This window comes from Falsiroseomonas sp., assembly GCF_051859025.1.
In the GTDB taxonomy this organism is placed as follows: domain Bacteria; phylum Pseudomonadota; class Alphaproteobacteria; order Acetobacterales; family Acetobacteraceae; genus Falsiroseomonas.
Genome location: NZ_JBHYGL010000041.1, coordinates 43502 through 65184 on the forward strand (window position 1 = coordinate 43502; position 21683 = coordinate 65184).

The 21683-nt window shown below is 71.8% G+C and carries 17 protein-coding genes; 9 read left to right on the top strand and 8 right to left on the bottom strand.

All coding sequences use genetic code 11. The features are described from left to right. Window positions 1-8: 8 nt before the first annotated feature. From ACTIE5_RS28480 to ACTIE5_RS28495, 4 genes are all read right to left on the bottom strand, one after another. Window positions 9-338: a ferredoxin family 2Fe-2S iron-sulfur cluster binding protein gene (locus ACTIE5_RS28480; protein ID WP_439553127.1), complete on the bottom strand. Its 330-nt coding sequence runs from the start codon at window positions 336-338 to the stop codon at window positions 9-11. 66 nt (window positions 339-404) lie between these two features. After that, a complete protein-coding gene (locus ACTIE5_RS28485) occupies window positions 405-1589 on the bottom strand; it encodes a cysteine desulfurase family protein (protein ID WP_439553254.1) in 1185 nt (394 codons plus the stop codon). 23 nt (window positions 1590-1612) lie between these two features. Next, window positions 1613-2701, bottom strand: a complete 1089-nt coding sequence (locus tag ACTIE5_RS28490) for a cysteine desulfurase family protein (protein ID WP_439553128.1) — start codon at window positions 2699-2701, stop codon at window positions 1613-1615. Further along, window positions 2685-3167 (bottom strand): Rrf2 family transcriptional regulator, encoded by a 483-nt coding sequence (locus tag ACTIE5_RS28495; protein ID WP_439553129.1) that lies wholly within the window; start codon window positions 3165-3167, stop codon window positions 2685-2687. The genes ACTIE5_RS28490 and ACTIE5_RS28495 overlap by 17 nt, the downstream gene beginning before the upstream one ends. A 526-nt stretch (window positions 3168-3693) precedes the next feature. On the opposite strand from ACTIE5_RS28495, the gene ACTIE5_RS28500 reads away from it, so the two are divergent. Next, window positions 3694-4362, top strand: a complete 669-nt coding sequence (locus ACTIE5_RS28500) for an alpha/beta hydrolase (protein WP_439553130.1) — start codon at window positions 3694-3696, stop codon at window positions 4360-4362. 62 nt (window positions 4363-4424) lie between these two features. Here the strand turns inward: ACTIE5_RS28500 and ACTIE5_RS28505 are convergent, their stop codons facing one another. After that, window positions 4425-5519: an anhydro-N-acetylmuramic acid kinase gene (locus ACTIE5_RS28505; RefSeq protein ID WP_439553255.1), complete on the bottom strand. Its 1095-nt coding sequence runs from the start codon at window positions 5517-5519 to the stop codon at window positions 4425-4427. A gap of 65 nt (window positions 5520-5584) precedes the next feature. On the opposite strand from ACTIE5_RS28505, the gene tyrS reads away from it, so the two are divergent. Together tyrS and ACTIE5_RS28515 are read left to right on the top strand one after the other, a co-directional pair. Then, entirely contained in the window at window positions 5585-6808 is a 1224-nt protein-coding gene (gene tyrS, locus ACTIE5_RS28510) for a tyrosine--tRNA ligase (protein ID WP_439553131.1), read from the top strand. Window positions 6809-7170: 362 nt separating this feature from the next. Next, window positions 7171-8934: a DUF6311 domain-containing protein gene (locus tag ACTIE5_RS28515; RefSeq protein ID WP_439553132.1), complete on the top strand. Its 1764-nt coding sequence runs from the start codon at window positions 7171-7173 to the stop codon at window positions 8932-8934. A 17-nt stretch (window positions 8935-8951) separates the two neighbouring features. On the opposite strand, the gene ACTIE5_RS28520 is transcribed toward ACTIE5_RS28515, so the two are convergent. Next, a complete protein-coding gene (locus ACTIE5_RS28520; protein ID WP_439553133.1) occupies window positions 8952-12164 on the bottom strand; it encodes a DUF3971 domain-containing protein in 3213 nt (1070 codons plus the stop codon). 17 nt (window positions 12165-12181) lie between these two features. Here ACTIE5_RS28520 and ACTIE5_RS28525 point away from each other — a divergent pair, with 17 nt between their 5' ends. The 6 genes from ACTIE5_RS28525 to ACTIE5_RS28550 all read left to right on the top strand — a co-directional run bounded on the left by ACTIE5_RS28525 (window position 12182) and on the right by ACTIE5_RS28550 (window position 19604). After that, a complete protein-coding gene (locus ACTIE5_RS28525; RefSeq protein ID WP_439553134.1) occupies window positions 12182-15208 on the top strand; it encodes a bifunctional [glutamine synthetase] adenylyltransferase/[glutamine synthetase]-adenylyl-L-tyrosine phosphorylase in 3027 nt (1008 codons plus the stop codon). 13 nt (window positions 15209-15221) lie between these two features. Beyond that, window positions 15222-15713, top strand: coding sequence for a thioredoxin-dependent thiol peroxidase (bcp, locus tag ACTIE5_RS28530; RefSeq protein ID WP_439553135.1), 492 nt, complete (start codon window positions 15222-15224; stop codon window positions 15711-15713). After that, window positions 15713-16819 (top strand): methyltransferase domain-containing protein, encoded by a 1107-nt coding sequence (locus ACTIE5_RS28535; RefSeq protein ID WP_439553136.1) that lies wholly within the window; start codon window positions 15713-15715, stop codon window positions 16817-16819. Before bcp ends, ACTIE5_RS28535 begins: the two co-directional genes overlap by 1 nt. Before the next feature lie 132 nt (window positions 16820-16951). Next, a complete protein-coding gene (locus ACTIE5_RS28540; RefSeq protein WP_439553137.1) occupies window positions 16952-18166 on the top strand; it encodes an MFS transporter in 1215 nt (404 codons plus the stop codon). 347 nt (window positions 18167-18513) lie between these two features. Next, complete coding sequence (locus ACTIE5_RS28545; protein ID WP_439553138.1) at window positions 18514-18960, top strand: hypothetical protein; 447 nt, start codon at window positions 18514-18516, stop codon at window positions 18958-18960. Between the two features lie 5 nt (window positions 18961-18965). After that, entirely contained in the window at window positions 18966-19604 is a 639-nt protein-coding gene (locus ACTIE5_RS28550; protein ID WP_439553139.1) for an aspartate/glutamate racemase family protein, read from the top strand. Between the two features lie 6 nt (window positions 19605-19610). On the opposite strand, the gene ACTIE5_RS28555 is transcribed toward ACTIE5_RS28550, so the two are convergent. Together ACTIE5_RS28555 and ACTIE5_RS28560 are read right to left on the bottom strand one after the other, a co-directional pair. Next, window positions 19611-20954: a M48 family metalloprotease gene (locus ACTIE5_RS28555; protein WP_439553140.1), complete on the bottom strand. Its 1344-nt coding sequence runs from the start codon at window positions 20952-20954 to the stop codon at window positions 19611-19613. 167 nt (window positions 20955-21121) lie between these two features. Further along, window positions 21122-21679: a LemA family protein gene (locus tag ACTIE5_RS28560; RefSeq protein ID WP_439553141.1), complete on the bottom strand. Its 558-nt coding sequence runs from the start codon at window positions 21677-21679 to the stop codon at window positions 21122-21124. Window positions 21680-21683: the final 4 nt, after the last annotated feature.

A 21683-nucleotide genomic window follows, 5' to 3' on the forward strand; every position in this document is an offset into this window, starting at 1 on the left:
CCCCCGTCTCAGCCGCCGGCGTTGCGCGTGCCGGCGGGCAGCTTCACCACCAGCCCGTCCAGCGCATCGGTCATGATGATCTGGCAGCCCAGGCGGCTCGTCTCCTGCAGGTCGAAGGCGAGGTCGAGCATGTCCTCCTCATCCTCCGTGGCCTCGGCCAGCTTGCCGTACCAGGACCCGTCCACGATGACGTGGCAGGTGGAGCAGGCGAGGCTGCCCTCGCAGGCGCCCTCGATATCCACGCCGTGCTTGTGCGCGATCTCCAGCACCGACAGGCCGAGGGGTGCTTCCACCTCCTTCTTGTTCCCGTCGCGCTCGATGAAGGTCATCTTCGGCATGTCAGGCCCTTATTCCGCCGCGCCCACCGGGCGGGGTGTCCGCGCGGCCGCCAGCTTGTCCGGTGATCAGGTTGCTTCGATCGATTGCATGGCCGCTTGCCAGGCGCGGGAAAGCGCCCTTGCCGCAAGGTCCACATCCGCTGGCGACGTAAAGCGACCGATGCCGATGCGCAAGGTGGAACGCGCCCGTGCCTCGTCAACCCCGAGCGCCTTCAGCACATAGGAGGTCTCGACCTCTGCCGAGGAACAGGCCGAGCCGGTGGAGACACAGACCTCCGCCGCCGCCGCCATGATGGCCTGGGCGGTGACGCCGCCGGGAAAGCTGACGGAAAGGTTGCCCGCCACCCGCCGGTCCATCGACCCGTTCACCGCCACCCCCGGCACCGCGGCCGACAGCGCGGCCAGGAACCGGTCCCGCTGCCCGGCGATGCGCCCGGAATCCAGCCCACCCTCCAGCGCCGCGATCCGGCAGGCCTCCCCGAACCCCACCACCAGCGGCGCCGGCAGGGTGCCGGACCGCAACCCCCTTTCCTGCCCGCCGCCGGAAAACAGCGGCGCGAGGCGCACGCGCGGGCGGCGGCGGACATAGAGCGCCCCGATGCCCTTGGGGCCGTAGACCTTGTGCCCCGACAGGCTCAGCAGATCCGCGCGGATGTCCTGCACATCGATCGCGACGCGCCCCGCCGCCTGCGCCGCATCGGTGTGGAACAGCGCGCCATGGCGCTTCACGACCTCCCCGATCGCGGCGAGGTCCTGCGCCACGCCCACCTCGTTGTTCACCGCCATGACGGAGACGAGCAGCGTCGGCGCCTCCGCCAGGGTGCGGTCCAGCAGATCCAGGTCCAGCAGCCCATCGGGGCCGACCGGCAGCACCACCGGCTCGAACCCCTCCGCCGCCAAATCCTTCACGCTCTCCAGCACGCATTTATGCTCGGTCGCCACGGTGACGACGCGCAGCCGGTCCGTGCCCTGCGCCTTGGCGAAGCGCGCGGCGCCCTTGATGGCCAGGTTGTTGGCCTCCGTGGCGCCGGAGGTGAACAGGATTTCCGAGGCCTCGGCCCCGATCAGCGCCGCGACATGCCCGCGCGCCGCTTCCACCGCCGCCTCCGCCGCCTGGCCCATGGCGTGCTCGACGGAGCCCGGATTGGCGAAATTCTCCTCCCACCACGGGCGCATCGCCGCCAGCACGCGGGGATCGACCGGCGTGGTGGCGTGGTTGTCGAGGTAGATGGGCCGGTTGGCCAGGGTCATGTTGGAGCGTGTCATGGCGCCCCCTATGTGGCGCCTGCCACGGCCTTGCGCGAGAGCCTGGCACGCATGGCGGACCACGCCGCCAGGAAACGCTCCGCGGCATCGGCGGGCGCGTCCCAGGGCAGCGACACCCGGATGGCCGACCCCGCCGCCTCCCCCAGCCCCATCGCCGCCAGCACATGGCTGGCCTTCACCTTGCCGGACGAACAGGCCGAGCCCGCGGAGACCTGCACCCCCGCGAGGTCGAGCGCGATCACCTGCGTTTCCGCCGCCACCCCCGGCAGCACCAGGCTGGCGGTATTGGGCAGGCGCGGCGCGGCGGCGCCGGCAACCATCGCGCCGGCGCCCGCCTCGATCGCGTCCCGCAGCGACGCCAGGCGCGCGGCGGCGGCGGGGTCGGCGGCCTCCGCCGCGGCGCCGAGGCCCGCGATGGCCGGCAGCGCCTCCGTCCCCCCGCGCCGGCCGCGTTCCTGCCCACCGCCGCCGATCAGCGCCGGCAGGTCGATCCCCGGCCGCAGCAGCAGCGCCCCGGCGCCCTTGGGCCCGCCCAGCTTGTGGCCGGAGATCGCCAGGCTGTCGGCGTCCCCCAGCGCCAGCGGCACCCGCCCCGCCGCCTGCACGCCATCGACATGCAGCAGCGCGCCATGGGCCCGGCAGAGCGCGGCGGCTTCGGCCAGGGGGTGCAGCACCCCGGTCTCGTTGTTCGCCGCCATCAGGCAGACCAGCGCAAGCGGGCCCTCGGCCAGGGCGGCTGCCAGCGCCGCCAGGTCCAGCGTGCCGTCTTCCCGCACCGGCAGCAGCGTGGCGCCGGGCGCGGCCGCCAGCACGGCCGGGTGTTCCGTGGCGCCCACCAGCAGGCGCCGCCCGCGGCCCAGCGCCGCGATGGCGATCGCGTTCGCCTCCGTGCCGCCGCTGGTGAAGACAACCTCGCCCGGCGCCACGCCGAAGCGCGACGCCACCTGGTCCCGCGCCGCCTCCAGCACCCGCCGGGCCGCCCTGCCCGCGCCATGGACCGAGGACGGGTTGCCCACCAGGTCCAGCGCCCGGATCACCGCCGCCCGGGCTTCCGGCCGCAGCGGCTCCGTCGCGTTGGCATCAAGGTAGAGAGGCATGGTCCGTCATCACCGGCGCGATGGCCCGGCCCAGCACCTTGCCGCCGATCACATCCGCCAGCGTCACCGCCGCCAGGAACAGCCTGATCTGGTCGCCGAGCTCCGCCCAGAGGTCATGCGTCAGGCATCGCTGGCCCGCGAGGCAGCCCGGCCCGCCATCGTCGCAGCGTGTGGCGTGGATGGGCTCGTCCACCGCCTCGACGATATCGGCGATGGAAATCGCCCCCGCCCCCCGCGCCAGGCGGTACCCGCCCCCCGGCCCGCGGGTGGAGACGACGAGGCCGGCGCGCCGCAGCGGGCCGAACAATTGTTCGAGATAGGCGAGGGACAGATGCTGGGCGCTGGCGATCTCCGCCAGGCTGACCTGCCCGCGCGACCCCCTGCCCTCGGCCACCGCCGAGTCGTCCCGCGCCGCCAGTTCGACCATGGCCATGACGGCGTAGCGGCCCCGGGTGGAGAGTCTCATGGGTCACTCCCGCCCGGCGTGTGGCTTTGTCCCGCAAATCCCCCTGGGGGCGAGTGGCGGTGTCCACTGTCCGGAACGTGAGCCTTACAAGGCCGCCTCAGCAGCAGGAAGATGCGGGCCATGCCATGAATCCGATATGAAACCTGCCCGCGCCTCACCTATATTGCGGCCACCCTGGGGCTCGGGAGCCCGCCCTGGGGTGACCTCGGGCGCGGGCCTTCCGCGTCCACCAGAGCCAAGACCGGAGCCGAATGACCGCGACGTCCTGTCGCCATCAGGAGGCTATTGTTCCCGACCAGCGCCGTCAACAAACGGCACTGGGCCCAGAAGGGGCGGGAATGCCGATAACATCAGGTCTGGCCCTGTGTCGTGTCCGAGGCGCGTCGCGGCGGCGGCGCGGGTGGTTCCCCAAACGGCCAGGTGGCGGATGCCTCGTGCAGCCCGCCCCCGGTCATGGTGCGCGATGGTCGGGTAGGGCAGAGGCCCGGCCCATCGCGGACCCAACACGGACTGGATCGAAGGAACGATGCCCGAAGTCATGTTCGCCGGCCCCGACGGCCGGCTTGAGGGTCGTTATCACCATGCGAAGCAGGCCCATGCGCCGGTCGCGCTGATCCTTCACCCGCACCCGCTGCATGGCGGGACCATGAACAACCGGATCGTTCATGCCCTGTACCAGCGCTTCCAGGCGATGGAGTTCTCCACCCTCCGCTTCAACTTCCGCGGCGTGGGCCGCAGCCAGGGCCGCTACGATGGCGGGATCGGGGAGATCTCGGACGCCGCGGCGGCGCTCGACTTCCTCCAGGCCGTCAACCCGAACGCCTCCTCACTCTGGGTCGCGGGCTATTCCTTCGGGTCCTATGTCGGGATGCAGCTGCTGATGCGGCGGCCGGAAATGGGCGGCTTCGTCAGCGTCTCCGCCCCGGCCAGCCACTATGATTTCGGCTTCCTCGCCCCCTGCCCCTGCAACGGCCTGATGCTGCATGGCGCGGATGACGAGCTGGTTCCGGAAAGCAGCGTGCGCAAGCTTGTCGACAAGCTGAATACCCAGAAGGGCATCCGCATCGACTACCGCGTGATGCCGGGCGCCGGCCACATCTTCACGCCCCCCCAGGCCGAACAGGTGGCCGATGCGGCGGAAGACCATGTGATGGGCGTGCTCAACCGCGGCCGCATGGCGCTCGCGGCCGACTGATACGCGTGCATCACTGATACAATCGGCACGGCGCGCGGCACCCCCGCGCGCCGTTTCGCGTTCTACAGCAGCGAACCCACCAGGCGCCCGCCGGGCAGCGGCTGTGGGCAGCCGGTGGTGCCCGGGAAGGTCAGCGGCAGGCCGCGCCAGGTGCGGGCCGCCAGCACGCCGAAGGCCTGGGCTTCCAGCGCATCGCCATTCCAGCCCGCGACCTCCACGGCCCGCACCGGTTCCGCCAAGGCGGCATTGAGGGCGCGCATCATGGCGGGGTTGCGCCGCCCACCGCCGGCGACCAGCCATTGCACCGGCGGCTCCGGGAAGTGCCGCGCCGCGGCCGCCACGCAGACGGCGGCGAAGGCGACCAGCGTCGCCGCGCCATCGGCGGGGGAGAGCGCGCCCGCCCCGGCCTCCCGCAGCGCGCGGTCGAAATCGAGGCGATCCAGCGATTTCGGTGGCGGCGCCAGCAGCCAGGGATGGTCCAGCATATGGGCCATGACCCCGCCATCCACCTGCCCGGCCAGCGCCAGGCGGCCGTCGCGGTCGAAGGCCTCCCCGGTATGCAGGCGCAGCCAATCATCCAGCGGGCCATTGGCGGGGCCGGTATCGAAGGCCACCAGCGACCCATCCGCGCCGATCCAGGTGACGTTGGCGACTCCGCCGAGGTTCAGCACCGCCAGCGGCTTCGGCAGGTCCCGCGCCATGGCGGCATGGACCACCGGCACCAGCGGCGCCCCCTGCCCGCCCGCGGCGACATCGGCGCTGCGGAAATCATGGGCGACGGTCATCCCCGTCTCCCGCGCCAGGCGCTGGGCATCGCCCACCTGCCAGGTGAAGCCGGCGGCGTTCACGCCGGGGCGGGCGGGGCGGTGCAGGATGGTCTGGCCGTGGAAGCCGATGACATCCGCCGGCCAGCCGATGGCGCGCACCGCCTCCACATGCCGGTCCGTCAGCCGGGCGACGCAATCCAGCAGGAAGGGATCGTCCGGCGGCGTTTCCGGCGCGCGATCCAGCAATTGCCGCAAATCGCGGCGCAGCGCCGGGTCATAGGGCAGCGTCAGCACCGGGCCCAATCGCCCGATCGCCTCCCCATCCGTTTCCACCCAGGCGGCATCCACCCCATCGAGGGAGGTCCCGCTCATCAGCCCTATGGTTCGCAGCATCCCCCCAACGTGCTACGCCGCGCGCCGCCGGGAAAGACCCGGACAGCCGATGACGGACCCCCATGACCATCACCAGCGACTTCCTGCGCATCGCCAAGGAACGCGGCTACATCCACCAGACCTCTGATGAGGCGGAACTGGATGCCGCGCTGAACAAGGGGGGGCTCACGGCCTATATCGGCTATGACTGCACGGCGGACAGCCTGCATGTCGGCCACCTCATGCCAACGATGCTGCTGCGGCTCCTCCAGAAGACCGGCGGCCGGCCCATCGCGCTGATCGGCGGCGGCACCACCAAGGTGGGCGATCCCTCCGGCAAGGATGATGCCCGGCAGTTGCTGACGGATGAGGTCATCGAGACCAACAAGATCGGCATCCGCCGGACCTTCGAGGCGCTGCTGGATTTCAACGCCGGCGCGCTGATGCTCGACAATGCCGAATGGCTGGATGGGCTGCGCTACATCCCCTTCCTGCGCGATATCGGCCGGCATTTCAGCGTCAACCGCATGCTGACCATGGACAGCGTGCGCCTGCGCCTGGAACGGGAGCAGCCGCTGAGCTTCCTCGAATTCAACTACATGCTGCTGCAGTCCTACGACTTTCTCGAACTGCATCGCCGCCACGGCGCGGTGCTGCAGATGGGCGGGTCGGACCAGTGGGGGAACATCATCATGGGGGCGGAGCTGATCCGCCGCGTGGCCGGTGGCCATGCCCATGTGCTGACCACGCCGCTGCTGACCACCGCTTCCGGCGCCAAGATGGGCAAGACGGCCTCGGGCGCCGTCTGGCTGAACCCCGACCGCCTCTCCCCCTATGATTACTGGCAGTACTGGCGGAACACGGAGGATGCGGATGTCGGCCGCTTCCTCGCGCTCTTCACCGAACTCCCCATGGAGGAGGTCCGGCGCCTCGGCGCGCTGGCGGGTGCCGAGATCAATGAGGCGAAGAAGATCCTCGCCACCGAGGCCACCGCCATCCTGCATGGCCGGGACACCGCCGACGGCGCCGCCGAGACCGCGCGCCGGGCCTTCGAACAGGGCGAGGCGGCGGAGACGCTGCCGAGCCTGGTGGCGACCCTGCCGGCCGGAATCATCGACCTGCTGGCGGAGGCCAAGCTTGTCGCCAGCAAGGGGGAGGCCCGTCGGCTGATGGCGCAGGGCGGCGTGCGGCTGAACGATGCGCCCGTCTCCGACGTGGCGGCGCTGGTGACGGCGGCGGATCTGCGCGATGGCGCGGCCAAGCTCTCGCTCGGCCGGAAGAAGCATCTGCTGGTGCGGCCGGCCTGAAGGGTTTTTAGGGCTTTTAGAATTTTAGTTTCTCAAGGCGCCGCGCCTCTTTCCCGCGATATCAACATCTTGCGGGGAAATCTAAAACGCATTTAGCCGTTTTAGCACGTTTTGAGGGGGTCTTCGGCCCCCTCGGGGGGCCCCCTCCGATGGGCCCTCCCCGGATGGACCCGGGCGCAGGGCGGCGATGATTAAGGATCATAATCCTATTGCTCGCCTCATTGCGAGCATGATTCCGCCGCCGCGAAACCTTAACTTCTCGTCATGAATACACCAGCTAGAGCCGGGTCGGGAACCGCCCGGCGGTTTTCCGTTGTTCCACCGGGCCGCGCCCCCGCCGGCCACGAGGAGAGCCAAGCCCCATGTCCCGCGCTGCGCTGCCTGCGCTGCCGCTGCCCGCCAGCCAGCCCCGCTGGTTCGCCCTGCCGCGCTGGTGGGGCGGCCTGGCGGCGGTGGCGATCGGGCTTGCCGTCATCGCGGCGATCTACGGCCCCGGCATCCTGGCGCCCTGGCGCACCGGCTGGATGCTGGAAGGCCGGATCGGCCCGGACCCCGTGCAGTACTGGCTGGGCTGGACCTATTTCAGCCGCGCCCCCTGGTCCTGGCCGCCGGGGCTGAACCCGGATTGGGGGATGGAGGTCGGGTCCTCCATCTTCTATTCCGATTCGATCCCCCTCCTGGCCTTCGCCTTCAAGGCGCTGCGGCCGCTGGTGGAGGTGTCCCAGTATTGGGGCCTGTGGATCTATGCCTGCGGGGCGCTGCAGGCCTTCATGGCCTGGCGGATCATCGGCCTCTACACGGCGGACCCCGTCGCCCGGCTGGCGGGCGCCACGCTGTTCCTGGTGCAGCCGCTGCTGCTGAACCGGCTGGGCGGGCATTTCGCGCTGGGCGGGCAGTTTCTCCTGCTGGTCGGGCTGTATCTCTGCCTCACCACCGCCCCCGCCGCGCGGCGCCTTGCCGCCTGGGCGGCGCTGGTGGGCGCTTCCTCCCTCATCCACGCCTATCTCCTGCCCATGGTGGCCGGGCTCTGGGCCACCGATGCGCTGGCCCGCGCGCTGCGCGCCGATCGCCGCCCCGCCTGGCTGGCGGCGGAGGCGCTGCTGGTGCCGGGGCTGGGCCTGGCGGGGCTGTGGCTGGCCGGGTTCTTCGTGCTGGGCGATGGGCTCGGCGGCACCTGGGGCGGCTTCGGCCGGATGCAGCTGGACCTGCTGGCGCCCTTCGATCCCAGCGTCTGGGGCCGCTTTTTGCCGGACCTGCCGCATGGCGACCATCTGGAGGCGCAGGATTCCTATCTCGGCCTCGGCGTGCTGCTGCTGCTGGCGGCGGGGCTCCTGGCCTTCGTCGCCCGGCCGGGGCTGCGCCCGGGCTGGCCGCTGCTGGCGGGGCTCGGCGTGTTCCTGGCGCTCGCCCTCACCCACCGGGTCTCCATCGGCGGGTGGGTGGTGGAGGTGGTGGCCCTGCCGGACAGCCTGGTGAGCATGGCCGATGCGCTGCGCGCTTCCGTCCGCTTCTTCTGGCCGGTCGCCTATGCCGCGATGATCGGCGCCATCGCGGCGCTGGTCCATCTGCTGGGCGGGCGCCGGGCGGGGCTGGTGCTGCTGGTGCTGCTGGCGGTGCAGATGCTGGACCTCCGCCCCGGCGTGGCGCGGCTGCACGGCTTCTTCGGCCCCGCCCCGGCCACCGCGCCGCTGCGCCTGGCCGATCCCTTCTGGCAGAAGGCGACCGCGCGGTATGAACGCATCCGCCTGGCGCCCACCGGCATGCAGGCCCGGCATTGGGAGGAAGTGGCCGTGCTGGCCGCCACGCACGGCCTGCCCACCGATGCCGTCTATCTCGCGCGGCTCGACCCCGCGCGGGTGGCGGCGCTGAACGTCACCACGAAGGCGCGGCTGGCCTATGGCCGGCACGAGGCGGGCAGCCTCTATGTCCTGGGTGACGAGGCCGCGCTGGCCGCGGCGCGGCGCGGCATGGACCCGGCGCGGGACCTGCTGCTGCAGGCCGATGGGCTGTGGGTGCTGGCCCCGGGCTGGTACTCACCGGGCTGGTACTCACCGGGCTGGAACCGGCCGCCAACCGCGGTGCAGGCCGCCGCCCCGGTGCCGGAGGCGGAGTGGGACCGCTGGTGACGGCGTGACCGCCGCCGCTACGGCGTTCCCTGGCCGATCCCGAACAGCCCCCGCAGGAAGCCCGGCGTCAGCGCCGCCAGCGGGTTCACGCTGACCGAGGGGTCATCCACCGGCCCGGATACCCGGAAGGTCGCGGCGAAGAGCCCGCCCCCGGTTTCCGGGGAGAACAGGCGGCCGAGCAGGGGAATGTTCCCCAGCAGCGAATTGAAGATGTAGGCGGGCACGATCGTGCCCTCCATCGCCAGGCGCTGCTGGCGGCGGTGCAGCGTGCCCTTGGCCGTCAGGCCGAGGGAGGCCGAGAAGGCCCGCGCCTCCGCCAGGGTCAGTTCCTCCGGCGTCAGGGTGAAGGGCGCCACCATGCGGGAGAAGGACAGCCCCGGCCCCGACAGCGCCTCCACCAGCCCGTAGAAGGTCAGCGCCTGCAGCAGCTTGGCGAAGCCCGGCGCGTTGCGCACGGCGAAATCGCTCATCTCCGCGGTGCCGGATAGCGGCGCGCCGGGGCGGTTATGGGCATAGGTGGCGTTGACCGTGAGCCGCCCGCCCTCGAGGTGCCGCAGCACGTCGAAGCTGCCGAGCAGCGCGCCGGCATCCTCCGCCGTCACGCGCATGGCGCGGCCGGCGCCGGCGGCGGTGATCGAGACCTCGAAGGGCCCGCGCGGGCCGGCGCGGCCGGCGACGCGGCCTTCCCGCACCACGCCGAGGCCATCGACCAGCACCCGCGCCTCCATGGCGCCGAGTTCGCGGCCCGGGCCGAGCAGCGTGCGGTCGAAGCGGGCATCGACGGCCCAGGTCGTGCCCGGGGGGCCGTTGTTCGGCGCCGGGGCGGCGGGGCTGGCCGGGCCGGCGGGGCTGTCCTCCGCCATGGTGCGCCGCAGGTCCAGCACCGGGCCGCGCAGCAGCAGGGACCAGGGGCCGCCATCCCGCGCGGGGGGGCGGGCTTCGCCTGCGAAGCGGCTCTGTTCCACCGCGGCCTCGTTGATCGTCACCCGTTCCAGCCGCGCACCGCGGGCGAAGGCGGCGTTGCCGCGCATCAGCAGCGCGGGGGCTTCCAGGCGGAAATTCTCCAGGGCTTCGAGGTTGTCGCCATTCAGGCGCAGCACCCCCTCCGCCGTCGCGGGCTGGCCGGGCGCCTTGGTCCAGGAAAGGGGCGTGATCTCCATCCGCGTGTCGCGCAGATCGGCGCGGATGGTGGCGCGGCCCTGGCCGCTGCGGCGGCGTTCGGTCCGCACCTCCAGCCCGATCGGGCCGGTGGCGAGTTCATCGGCGGGCAGGCCGAGTGCGGCGATGGTGGCGGCATCGGTCCGCGCGCTCACCGTCTCCCGCATCACCACCTGGGTGGGGGGGCCGGCGCGGAAATCCATCTCCACCCCGATGCGGGCATTGATGCCGCCCAGCGTGCCGGTGCCGGCGACGCGCAGCCCATCGGTATCCACCGTCAGCTCCGCCTGGCCGCGTTCCAGCGGGCGGCTGAACAGCACGTCATTGATCCGCACATCCCGCAGCCGGACCCGGGCGCCGATGCGCAGCGCCTCCACCGGCAGGTCCGCCAGCAGGGGGAAGGCCACGGTCAGCCGACCCTCGAAGCCGCCGGTCGGGTCCTTCACCGGGAAGGGGCGGCGGTCAAACAGCTTGAGGCGCGGGTGCTGGATGATGGCGACGGCCTGGGGGATGGGGCCGGCGAGTTCGAAGCTCATCTCCGCGCGGTCCTGGCCGCCGGGGGGGAAGAGGAAGCGGATCAGCCCTTCCTTCGCCGTCACCGCCTGCTGCCCGGCGGGACCACCCGTTTGCCGGCCACCGGTGACCTTCAGGGAGATCTCCTCAAGCCCGAAGGTCACGGTGCCGGTGGCGCCGGTGGCGGGCGCGATGGGGCGCAGCCAGTGGACCGTGGCGTCGGCGATATCGAGCGTGCCGGCAAGGCCCGTGACGCGAAGCTGGGCGAGGTCCGCCGAGGCCTCGACCTCCGCCCGCCACTGCCCGTTGCGGGCGATGCCGGCGGTGATGTTTTCCAGGATCCAGTCCCGTTCGCTGCCGACGCCGAGGCCGCGCGGCCAGTAGCGCGGCAGGTCCACGACCGAGACCTGGTCCAGCCCCAGCGTGGCGGCGCCGCGCCAGCCCGCCTCGCTGCGCGCCGCTTCCGCCGTGGCGGTCAGCGTCGGCGCGCCGGCACCGCCCGCGAGCCGGATCGTGGCGCGGGGGATGGACAGCGCGGTGGGCGAGCCTTCCAGCGCCAAATCCAGCCCCGCCAGCGGCAGCACCCGCCCGCCGCCGAGGTCGAGCCGCCCCGCCCCGGCGCCGAGCGTCGCCTGCATGTGGCGGATGGCCCCCCCGGCATCGAGCCGGCCCGAGACCTCGATCCGCGTCGCCGCATCCAGCCCCGCGAGCGGCGCCAGCGGCCGGGCGGCGGCAGCGAGCAAAACGGGCTGCACCTCCGGGATCGCCAGGCGGAAGCTGAGCTCGGCGGGGCTGGCGCCTTCCCCCACGGCCTGGCGGCCGATGGCTTCCGCCGTGACGGTCAGCGCCACGCGGGCCTGGCCCAGCAGCAGCGTGGCGGCGCCCTGCCCGGCGATGCCGCCGGCGGGCAGGCGGCGGAGTTCGACCGTCGCGTGGTCCAGCACCCAGGTGGCGCCGAGCGCCTCATCCTCCACCACGATGCGGCCATCGGCGATGCGCAGCCGGGCGAGGGCGCCGAGCGGCGTTTCCTCCGACGGCGGCTGCATCATCGCGGCCAGGATCTCATCGAGGCGGGAGGCGGTGCCGGTGGCGGCCGGCGCTTCCGGCGCCTGCGTGCCGACGAGGACGGAAACCTCTCCATCCGCGGCACGGCGGAGGCGGAGCGCGGGGCGTTGCAGTTCCAGCGTGTGCGGCGCCAATTCGCCCCGCAGCAGCCAGGGCAGCGACAGGGTCATGGCGGCGTCGGGGAGTTCGGCCCGCACCGCGCCATCGGCACCGCGCAGCCGGACATTGGCCAGGCGCAGGCGCGCGGGCATCAGATTGCCCTCCCGCCACCCCTCCCAGCCGATCTCGGCGCGGCCGACCTCCAGCCGCGCCTCCGCGCCCTCCGTATTCGCCTGCTCCTCGATCAGGTGGGCGAGGAAGGGGAGTTCGATGGGGCCGGCGGAAAGCCGCCAGGCCGCGAGCCCGGCCAGGACCAGCAGCAGCACGCCGAGGCCGCAGAGGCGATGCAGCCACCACTGCGCCTCCCGCGCCACTTGACCGGCGGCCGCCCTCATCGCTTCCTTCCCCGGGCATGCCGAAAACCCGACCGCCCCAGGGCCCGATTGCCCCCGAAGCCGCCACCTGGTCCCCGGGCGCCGTCGCCGCGACGCTCCGGCCGCATGATGCCGAAGCGGCGGCGATGCTGGCGGGGCGCTTCGCGGAAAAGGGCAATGCGGAGCGCGCCTTCGGCGCCACGGCCCAGGGCGCGGCGCTGCTGGCGGCGCTGGGCGGGCACAGCCCGTACCTGGCCGATTTGGCGTTGCGGGAATCGGCCACGCTGCTGCGGCTGGTGGAACGCGGGCCGGATGCGACCTTCGCGCTCGCGCTCGATCCGCTCAGCCGGGCGGACCCGGCGGCGACGCGGCCGGGCGTCGCCTCCCTGCTGCGCCAGGCCAAGCGCCAGGCGGCGCTGATCGCGGCGGTGGCGGATATCCTCGGCCTCTGGCCGCTGGACCGGGTGACGGGGGCGCTGAGCGACCTGGCGGATGCCTGCACGGACTACGCCTGCGCGCATCTGCTGCGGGAAGCGCAGGCGCGCGGCGACCTGAAGCTGGCGGGCGGGGCGGCACGGCATGACCCGCGCGCGACAGGCAAGGGGTCCGGCCTGGTCGTGCTGGGCATGGGCAAGCTCGGCGGGCGCGAGCTGAACTACTCCTCGGATATCGACCTCATGGTGCTCTACGACCCGGAGGCCGCAGCCTACGATGCCGACCGGGCCGGCGCCATCTATGTGCGCCTGGCGCGGGATCTGGTGCGGCTGATGGAGGAGCGGACGGAGGATGGCTACGTCTTCCGCACCGATCTGAGGCTGCGCCCCGATCCCGCCGCGACGCCACTCGCCGTCAGCCTGCCGGCCGCCATCGTCTATTACGAGAGCATGGGCCAGAACTGGGAACGCGCCGCCATGATCAAGGCGCGGCCGGTGGCGGGGGACCGGGCGCTGGGCGAGCATTTCCTGCGGGAGATCCGGCCCTTCGTCTGGCGGCGGCACCTGGATTTCGCGGCCGTCGCCGACATCCATTCCATCAAGCGCCAGATCCATGCCCATAAGGGCCACAAGGGCGCGAATGCCAGCGTGCAGGTGGCCGGGCACGACGTGAAGCTGGGCCGCGGCGGAATCCGGGAGATCGAGTTCACCACCCAGGTGCTGCAGCTGATCTGGGGCGGGCGCGACCCGGTGCTGCGCGACCCGACGACGTTGGGCGCGCTGGCCGCGCTGGCCGCATCCGGCAAGATCGACCGGCGCGCCGCCGCCGATCTGGCCGATGCCTATGGCTTCCTGCGCATGGTGGAGCACCGCCTCCAGATGGTGGCGGACCGGCAGACGCACAGGCTGCCGGAGGATGAGGCGGGGCTCGCGCTCATCGCCTCCTTCCTCGGCTTCGATGGTGCCGCCGCCTTCTCCGCCGCCCTGGTCGGGCATCTGACCAAGGTGGAACGCCGCTATGCCGGGCTGTTCGAGGAAGCGCCCGACCTCTCCGCCGGGGATGGCGCGGAGGGCGACCTGGTCTTCACGGGGGTGGAGGACGACCCCGGAACGCTCGAGACGCTGCGCGGCATGGGCTTCCAGAACCCCTCGGCCATCGCGGGGGTGGTGCGGGGCTGGCACCATGGCCGCACGCGCGCCACGCGCAGCGAACGCGCGCGGGAATTGCTGACGGCGCTGATGCCCGCGCTGCTGGCCGCCTTCGGCCGCCAGCCCCAGCCGGATGCGGCGCTGCTGCGGCTGGACACGGCACTCGGCCGCCTGCCCGCCGGCGTGCAGGTGCTGAGCCTGCTGGCGCGGAACCCCGCGCTTCTGGACCGGCTGGCCTTCGTTCTGGGGGCGGCGCCTCAGCTGGCGGATCATTTCAGTCGCAACGCGGCCGCGCTGGACGGGTTGCTGGCCGGCGCGGGCGGCGTGTTCAACGCCGCCGGCACGGACCCGACCGCCGCCCTGCCCGCCTTGGTGAAGGATGCCCGCTTCCTGGAGGAAGCGCTGGAAGCCGCGCGCCGCCTGGTGACCGAGCGGAAGTTCGAGGTCGATGCCGCGGCCCTCGAAGGCCGGATCGACGTGGATGAGGCGGGGATCGCGCGCAGCACCCTGGCCGATGCCGCGATCGGCGGGCTGCTGCCGCGCATCGCGCAGGATTTCGCCAGGCGCCACGGCAAGGTGGCGGGCGGCAATCTCGGCGTGGTGGCGCTGGGCAAGCTCGGCGGGCGGGACATGCTGCCGGGCTCCGACCTCGATTTGATCCTGGTCTATGACCATGCGGAGGACGCGACGGAAAGCACGGGCGGGCAGAAGGTCCTGGCCGCCAGCCAGTATTTCGGGCGGCTCGCCAACCAGGTGGTGGGGGCGCTGACGGCCCCGGGGGCGGAAGGGCGGCTCTATGAGGTCGACATGCGGCTCCGCCCGTCAGGCTCCAAGGGGCCGGTCGCCGTGTCGCTGCCCGCCTTCGAACGCTACCACGCCGAAAGCGCCTGGACCTGGGAACGCATGGCGCTGACGCGGGCGCGCTTCGTCGCCGGCGCGCCGGGGCTGCGGCGGAAGGTGGAAGCGGCGATCCGCCAGGCGCAGATCCGCCCCGCCGATGCCGCCACGGTGCTGGCCGACGCCACCGCCATGCGCGCGCGCCTGCTGCGGGACCTGCCGGGCGACGGGCCCTGGGATGTGAAGCACCGCGCGGGCGGGCTGATCGAGGTGGAGTTCATCGCCCAGGCCCTGCAGGTGGCCCATGGCGCGCGGCTGCCGGCCATCCTCTCCCCCACCACGCGCCTCGCGCTGGCGGCCCTCGCCAAGGCACGTATCCTGCCGGCGGAGGAGGCGGAGGGGCTGGTGGCGGCGGAACGGCTGTGGCGCGCCATCACCGCGCATCTGCGCCTGACCGTCGGCCAGTGGCGGGAGGAAGCGCTGCCGGAACCCGTGGCCGCCGCGCTGCTGCGCGCCCTGTCCACCGCCATGCCACACTCGCCGGTTGACCAGGCGGCACTCCGCGCACAGATGCGGGACGCCGCCATCCGGGTGCGGGACAGCTTCATCCGGCATGTCGGCGACCCGACGATCCCCCCGGCCTGAGAGAGACCCCGCCATGCCCGACACCGCTGCAGGCCCCAATGGCGGCCCCATTGAGGGCGCCCCCGCCCCCGCCTTCACCATGCCGGCATCCGGCGGCCGCACCGTCGGCAGCGCCGACCTCTCGGGCAAGCCCTACCTGCTGTATTTCTACCCGAAGGCCGATACGCCCGGCTGCACCAAGCAGGCCTGCGGCATCCAGGAAGCCCTGCCCCAGCTTGGGAAGATCGGGATCACCGTCATCGGCGTCTCCCCGGACCCGATGAAGCCGATCGAGAAATTCGCCGCCAAGTACAACCTGACCTTTCCGCTCGCCTCCGATGAGGACCACAAGGTCGCGGAAGCCTTCGGGGTCTGGGTCGAGAAGTCGATGTATGGCAAGACCTATATGGGCATGGAGCGGTCGAGCTTCCTGGTCGGCGCCGATGGCAAGGTCGCCCGCATCTGGCGCAAGGTGAAGCCGGAGGCGCATGCCGCGCAGGTCATGGAAGCCGCGAAGGGATTGTGATGGCAGGGTCGTCGGACGAGGGCGGGACGCGCGTGGCGATGGATCGCTATCACGCGGGCAACGACACGGCGCGGGAAGCCGCGGCCTGGGCCATCCGCCTGTTCTGCGGCCGAGAACCGGCGGATGAGGAGGAGATCGCCCTGCACAGCGTCCACCAGACGCTGGACGGGATGCGCCGCGCCTTCGCGGAGACCTGGGAATTCCGCCAGTTCATCGACAGCTTCGATGGCAGCCGCCGCCGCTTCGGCGTGCCGCCCTTCCTGATGCGTCCGCCCCGCACCGACATCCCCTGGAAGTTCGAACAGCCCACGCTGGATGAGCCGGTCAGCCAGCTCTGCACCGGCAGCCAGTTCAAGGAACCGGTCTACGCCGAGATCGCGGAAGCGCTTTCCGTGCATGCCCACCCGCACCGGCGGACCTGGGAGATGGCCTACATCACCTCCGTCCTCGCCTCCCACGGCCTGATCGGCATCGGGCGGCGGGCGATCGGCTTCGGCTGCGGGCGCGAACGCATCCCCTCCCTCCTCGCCTCCCGCGGGGTGGAAGTGCTGGCGACGGACGAGCCGGCGGGGGAATCCACCGGCCAGGCGCGGTGGCGCGCCGCCAACCAATACGCCAGCGGGCTCGGCGACCTGTTCCACAACCAGATCGTCCACCTCGATGATTTCGAGCGCCTGGTGGAATACGGCGCGGTGGACATGAACGACATCCCGGCCAGCCTGGACGGGCAGTTCGATTGCTGCTGGTCGATGTCCGCGGCCCATCACCTCGGCAGCATCGACAAGGCCATGGCCTTCGTGGAAGCCAGCCTGCGCACGGTGAAGCCCGGCGGCTTCGCGGTGCATACGATGGATTTCAACCTGAGTTCCAACGGCGACACGCTGGACAACGGCATCCACGCGCTGCTGCGGCGGCGCGACCTGGAGGCGCTGTGCGCCCATCTCTCCACCCAGGGCCACCAGGTGCTGCCGCTGAACCTGCACACGGGCCATGACGGGATGGACGACGTGGTGGACCTGCCGCCGCACGGCCTGCCCCACATCAAGCTCTATGTGGACCGCTACATCACCACATCCTTCGGCATCGCCATCCGCAAGGGGGCCTGACACCCAGCGCCTGGCGCCCCGCGCCTGGCGCATGCCCCAATGCGGCAGGGTTGTGCCTGGCGCGGGGTTCCCTGATTGAGAAGCCGGGCCGGGGATGGAACACTGGCGCCAGAACGTCAGGACACCACCCCCATGACCACGCGGACCACCATCTCCGCCGGCCTGCTGATGACCTGCGCGGTCCTCTCGGCCGCCCTCGCCATGGGGCTGCGCAACTCCTTCGGCCTGTTCCTGGCGCCGATGACGGACCAGAACCTCTGGACCGCCTCCGGCTTCTCCTTCGCCATCGCGCTGCAGGTGCTGATGAACGGCATCAGCCAGCCCATCTGCGGCCAGCTCGCGGACCGCTTCGGCGGCCGCGCGGTGGTGATCGGCGGCGCGCTGCTCTACGCCGGCGGCATCCTCGGCATGGCACTCGCCACCCATCTCGGCGTCTTCACGGTCTTCGCGGGCGTCATCATGGGCGTCGCCGTCTCCGCCGCCGGCATGCCCGTCATCATCTCCACCCTCACCCGCCTGCTGCCGGAAAACCAGCGCGGCCGCGCCGCCGGCCTCGGCACCGCCGGATCCTCCTTCGGGCAGTTCCTCGTGGTGCCCATGGCGGGCCTCGGCATCGCCACCATCGGCTGGCAGGCGACCATGATCGGCATGGCCGCGGCCGCCCTGCTGATGATCCCGCTCGCCTTCGTCCTGGCCGAACCGCCACGCACCAAGATCGTCGCCGCATCGGAGGAAAGCGCCACCGACGCCCTGAAGCGCGCCTTCCGCACACCGAGCTTCTGGTTCCTGTTTTTCGGCTTCTTCGTCTGCGGGCTGCACATCTCCTTCCTCACGACCCACCTGCCCGGCTTCGTGCACACCTGCGGCCTGCCCGTCGCCGTCGGCGCGGGCGCCATCAGCCTGATCGGGCTGTTCAACATCGTGGGATCACTCGGCGCCGGTGAACTGACCCAACGCTGGAAACGGCGCGAACTGCTCGTGACGATCTACGCGCTGCGCGGCGTGCTGATGGCGGGCTTCATGCTCGTGGAGAAGAACACGACCACCGTGCTGATCTTCTCCGCCTTCATGGGCATCCTCTACCTCTCCACCGTGCCCCCCACCATCGCCCTCGTCGCCCGCAACTTCGGCACACGCTGGCTGGCCACCATCTTCGGCCTGGTGTTCCTCGGGCACCAGATCGGCGGCTTCACCGGCGCCTGGCTCGGCGGCGTGGTGCTGGACCGCACCGGCAACTACGACGCCATGTGGTGGGCCGGCGTCGCCGCCTCCGCCTTCGCCGCCCTCATCCACCTGCCCGTGAAAGACCCGCCGCCGCAAGCCGTGGCCAAACCCGCGGCGGCGTGACGCCGGGGAGTGTTGCGCTGGCAGCCCGGGGAAAGGGCTCCGCCCCTTCCCCGTACCCCTTCCCCGCCAAGGGCCAGCGGGCCCTTGGAACCCATGTAAGTTGAAAGGTGGTGGGAGGGGCTCAGCGCGCGTGCTTGTCCGAAGCGCCCTCGGTGCCCCTCCCACCACCTTTCAAAACCTCGCGGTCCAGGGGCGCGACGCCCCTGGCGCGGGAGAGGTGCGGAGAGGGGCGCGCAGCCCCTCTCTGCGGCCACCCGCGCAACACCCCGCGCTGTCACGCCCCCGGGGGTGTGCCCTGCCCGCGGGGCGGGTTATCATGGGCCGGGGCTGTGACGGGAGCTGTGGGCATGCGGCGCTGGGTGCTGGTGGTGGCGGCGGCTTTGGCGTTGGGCAGCAGTGCGGATGCCCAGCAGGGTGATCCGCCCCATGCCTGGGTTTTCGGGTCCTGGACGGGCGGTGTGTTTCCGCCGGGGGAGACGAGCGGGCCGCGCTGCACGGGCCAGCCGAGTGTCATCTTCACGCGCGATGTCGTGATGCGGGCTTCGATCTTCGATGTCCCCTATCGGCAGCGGTTGATCGAGACGGTGGCGAGTGGGCCGGATGCGCTGGAGTTCCGCCTGGTGCCCTTGCCGGCGCAGTCGGGGCCGCTCGGGTCCCGCCTGCCGACCGATATCGGCTTCGGTTGTCCGGGCGGGCCCAACAGCCTGCGGGTGGAGCGGCGCGGGCCGAATGAGATCGTCTTCCCGAATTGCGCGGAATTCCCGTCTCCCCTGCTGCGTTGCGTGGGGAATTGAGGGGTATGCGCATCGCGCTGGTCCATGCGCTGCGGCATTCGCCGCCGCCGATCGAGGCCGCCTTCCGGGAGTTCTGGCCGGAGGCGACGCTGATGAACCTGCTGGATGACAGCCTCTCGGCCGATCTGGCGCGGGACGGGGCGCTGACGCCGGCGATGACGGAGCGGTTCCGGACGCTCGGCCGCTATGCCGTGGGCACGGGCGCGCAGGGCATCCTGTTCTCCTGTTCCGCCTTCGGGCCGTGCATCGAGGCTGTGGCCGCGGATGTCGCGCCGGTGCCCGTGCTGAAGCCGAATGAGGCCGCGATCGAGGAGGCCGTCGGGATCGGCCGCCGGATCGGGTTGCTGGCGACCTTCGCGGGCACGCTGGCTTCCATGCCGCCGGAGTTCCCGCCGGGGGTGGAGCTGGTGCCCTGCCTGGCGCCGGGGGCGCTGGCGGCGTTGGATGCGGGGGACCTGGCGGCGCATGATCGCCTGGCGGCGGAGGCCTCGCGCGCGCTGCGGGATTGCGACGTGGTGCTGCTGGGCCAGTTCAGCCTGGCGCGCGCGGCTGATCTGGTGGCGGAGGCCACGGGACGGCCGGTGGTGACGACGCCCGGGAGTGCGGTGCGCAAGCTGCGCCAGGCGATGCTGGCCGCGGCCTGAACGCGGTCAGCGTGGGGGGCGGGGCGGCGGTGGCGCGGCCTCGTCCGGGTTGCGGCCTTCGCGGCGCGCTTCCTCCCGCTTCGCCTGGTTCTTCATGATTCCGGGATCGAGGGTGCGGGCGAAGGCGGCCATGGCGTCCAGCCTTTCCTGATGGTCGGACCGCGGCGGGAGCACGGCTTCCGCCTGGGTGGCCTCCGCGGGCGCGGTCCAGGGGGAGGCGCCGGCGAAGGCGGGGGCGTGTTCGGGCTTCCAGGGCGCCATGGTGGCGTCGGGGTCCGTCGCGGCTTCCGGCGCGGCTTCCGGGGGTGGGGGATCGTCGGCGATTTCCGGCAGCGGGCCGGGGTCGTGGCCGCCGGCGTAGCGGACCAGCGCCTCGATCCGCCGCTCGATCGGCGGATGGGTGGCGAACCAGCCGACATTGGCGCTCAGCGCGCGGTCATGCAGGAACAGCGCGCGGATCTGTTCGGCGACCTCCGGCAGTTGCGGCCGCTGCGCGACCTTGCGGAGCGCGCTGATCATCGCGTCGGCGTCCTGCGTCATCTCCACCGCGCCGGTATCGGCCAGGTATTCGCGGTTCCGCGACAGCGCCATGCGCAGCACGATCGCCAGCACATGCGCCATCACCGCGATGACGATGGCGACGAGGATGAGGACGACGACGACACCCGCGCCGCCGCTGTTGCTGTTGCGGCTGGACGATGAGGAAGACGAGGAGGAGGATCGGCCCCGGCCGCCGAGCCGGACGTGGCGCATGGCCTTCAGGATGTTCCAGACGCCATCGGTGACGAGGGTGATGACGCCGCAGAACACCGTGGCGATGACGCCGATCCGCGCATCCCCATTGCGGATATGCGCGAGTTCATGGGCGATGACGGCGGACAGTTCGCGATCGTCCAGCGCGTCCATCAACCCGCGCGTGACGGCGACCATGGATCGGTCCGGCGTGAGCCCCGCGGCGAAGGCGTTGCGGGCGGGGCTTTCGATGACGGAAAGCCGCGGCAGCGTCATGCCGCGGGCGATGCAGAGTTCCTCCGCCAGGCGCCAGAAGCGCGGTTCGTCGCGCGGATCCGCCACGCGCTTGGCGCCGCTCGCGATTTCCAGGATGCGGAGGTTCGCTTTCCAGGCGATGGCGAACCAGATTGCGGCGACGATGAGGGCCAGCGGGATGATGGTCGGCAGCAGGCGCCAGGCCTGGGCGAAGCCCTTGGCGATGGTGGGCGCGTCCCAGGCCACCAGGAACAGCGCCAGCGCATAGCCCATCGCCACCAGCAGGAAGGGGAAGCCGGCCAGCAGCAGGATGGACCGCAGCGCGGTGTTCCACCCATGGGTGCGAAGGCCGGTGGCCTGCATCGATCAGTGAGCCGCGAAAGGACGGGGCGGGTCGGCTGGGCGGCGCCTTTCCGCGCAGGATGCGTCTGCTGCTTGCCACGATGTCCCCGCATCGTGGCGGCGCGTCATCCTGTCCTGCACGAAAATTCGCTCGCCCATCCTCAACCTCCCCGTCCTTCCGCGGCTCACTAGAACTTCACCGTGGGCGCGGTGTTGACGGCGGCACGCTCATTCTCCGCCAGTTCGAAGAAGCTGCGTGGGGTGAAGCCGAGGCTGCCCGCGAAGAAGACGGCGGGGATGGACTGGATGGCGCTGTTGAATTCCGCCACCGCGCTGTTGAAGAAGCGACGCGCGGCGGCGATCTTGCCTTCCACCGCCGACAATTCCCCTTGCAGGGACAGGAAGTTCTGGTTGGCCTTGAGGTCGGGATAGGCTTCCGACAGGGCAAACAGGCGGCCGAGCGCGCCGGAAAGCTGGCCCTCGGCAGCGGAAGCGGCCTCCGGCCCGTTTGCGGAAACGGCGGCGTTGCGCGCCTTCACCACGGCATCGAGTGTGCCGCGTTCATGCGCGGCATAGCCCTTCACCGCCTCCACCAGGTTGGGGATCAGGTCGTGGCGCTGCTTGAGCTGGACCTCGATATCCGCCCAGGCCTGGCCGGTGGACTGACGCAGCGCCACCAGGCGGTTGTAGACGACGACCAGCCACAGCAGCAGCAGGACGACGATCCCGAGAATGACCCATTCCATCGCG

Excerpts from the sequence above, each read along its gene's own strand:
- bcp (WP_439553135.1), top strand. The coding sequence starts at position 15,222 with ATGCCCGACACCGCTGCAGGCCCCAATGGCGGCCCCATTGAGGGCGCC.
- ACTIE5_RS28560 (WP_439553141.1), bottom strand. The coding sequence starts at position 21,679 with ATGGAATGGGTCATTCTCGGGATCGTCGTCCTGCTGCTGCTGTGGCTG.
- ACTIE5_RS28520 (WP_439553133.1), bottom strand. The coding sequence starts at position 12,164 with ATGAGGGCGGCCGCCGGTCAAGTGGCGCGGGAGGCGCAGTGGTGGCTG.
- ACTIE5_RS28525 (WP_439553134.1), top strand. The coding sequence starts at position 12,182 with ATGCCGAAAACCCGACCGCCCCAGGGCCCGATTGCCCCCGAAGCCGCC.
- ACTIE5_RS28515 (WP_439553132.1), top strand. The coding sequence starts at position 7,171 with ATGTCCCGCGCTGCGCTGCCTGCGCTGCCGCTGCCCGCCAGCCAGCCC.
- ACTIE5_RS28535 (WP_439553136.1), top strand. The coding sequence starts at position 15,713 with ATGGCAGGGTCGTCGGACGAGGGCGGGACGCGCGTGGCGATGGATCGC.
- ACTIE5_RS28545 (WP_439553138.1), top strand. The coding sequence starts at position 18,514 with ATGCGGCGCTGGGTGCTGGTGGTGGCGGCGGCTTTGGCGTTGGGCAGC.
- ACTIE5_RS28490 (WP_439553128.1), bottom strand. The coding sequence starts at position 2,701 with ATGCCTCTCTACCTTGATGCCAACGCGACGGAGCCGCTGCGGCCGGAA.
- ACTIE5_RS28480 (WP_439553127.1), bottom strand. The coding sequence starts at position 338 with ATGCCGAAGATGACCTTCATCGAGCGCGACGGGAACAAGAAGGAGGTG.
- ACTIE5_RS28500 (WP_439553130.1), top strand. The coding sequence starts at position 3,694 with ATGCCCGAAGTCATGTTCGCCGGCCCCGACGGCCGGCTTGAGGGTCGT.
- ACTIE5_RS28495 (WP_439553129.1), bottom strand. The coding sequence starts at position 3,167 with ATGAGACTCTCCACCCGGGGCCGCTACGCCGTCATGGCCATGGTCGAA.
- ACTIE5_RS28550 (WP_439553139.1), top strand. The coding sequence starts at position 18,966 with ATGCGCATCGCGCTGGTCCATGCGCTGCGGCATTCGCCGCCGCCGATC.
- ACTIE5_RS28540 (WP_439553137.1), top strand. The coding sequence starts at position 16,952 with ATGACCACGCGGACCACCATCTCCGCCGGCCTGCTGATGACCTGCGCG.
- ACTIE5_RS28485 (WP_439553254.1), bottom strand. The coding sequence starts at position 1,589 with ATGACCCTGGCCAACCGGCCCATCTACCTCGACAACCACGCCACCACG.
- tyrS (WP_439553131.1), top strand. The coding sequence starts at position 5,585 with ATGACCATCACCAGCGACTTCCTGCGCATCGCCAAGGAACGCGGCTAC.
- ACTIE5_RS28555 (WP_439553140.1), bottom strand. The coding sequence starts at position 20,954 with ATGCAGGCCACCGGCCTTCGCACCCATGGGTGGAACACCGCGCTGCGG.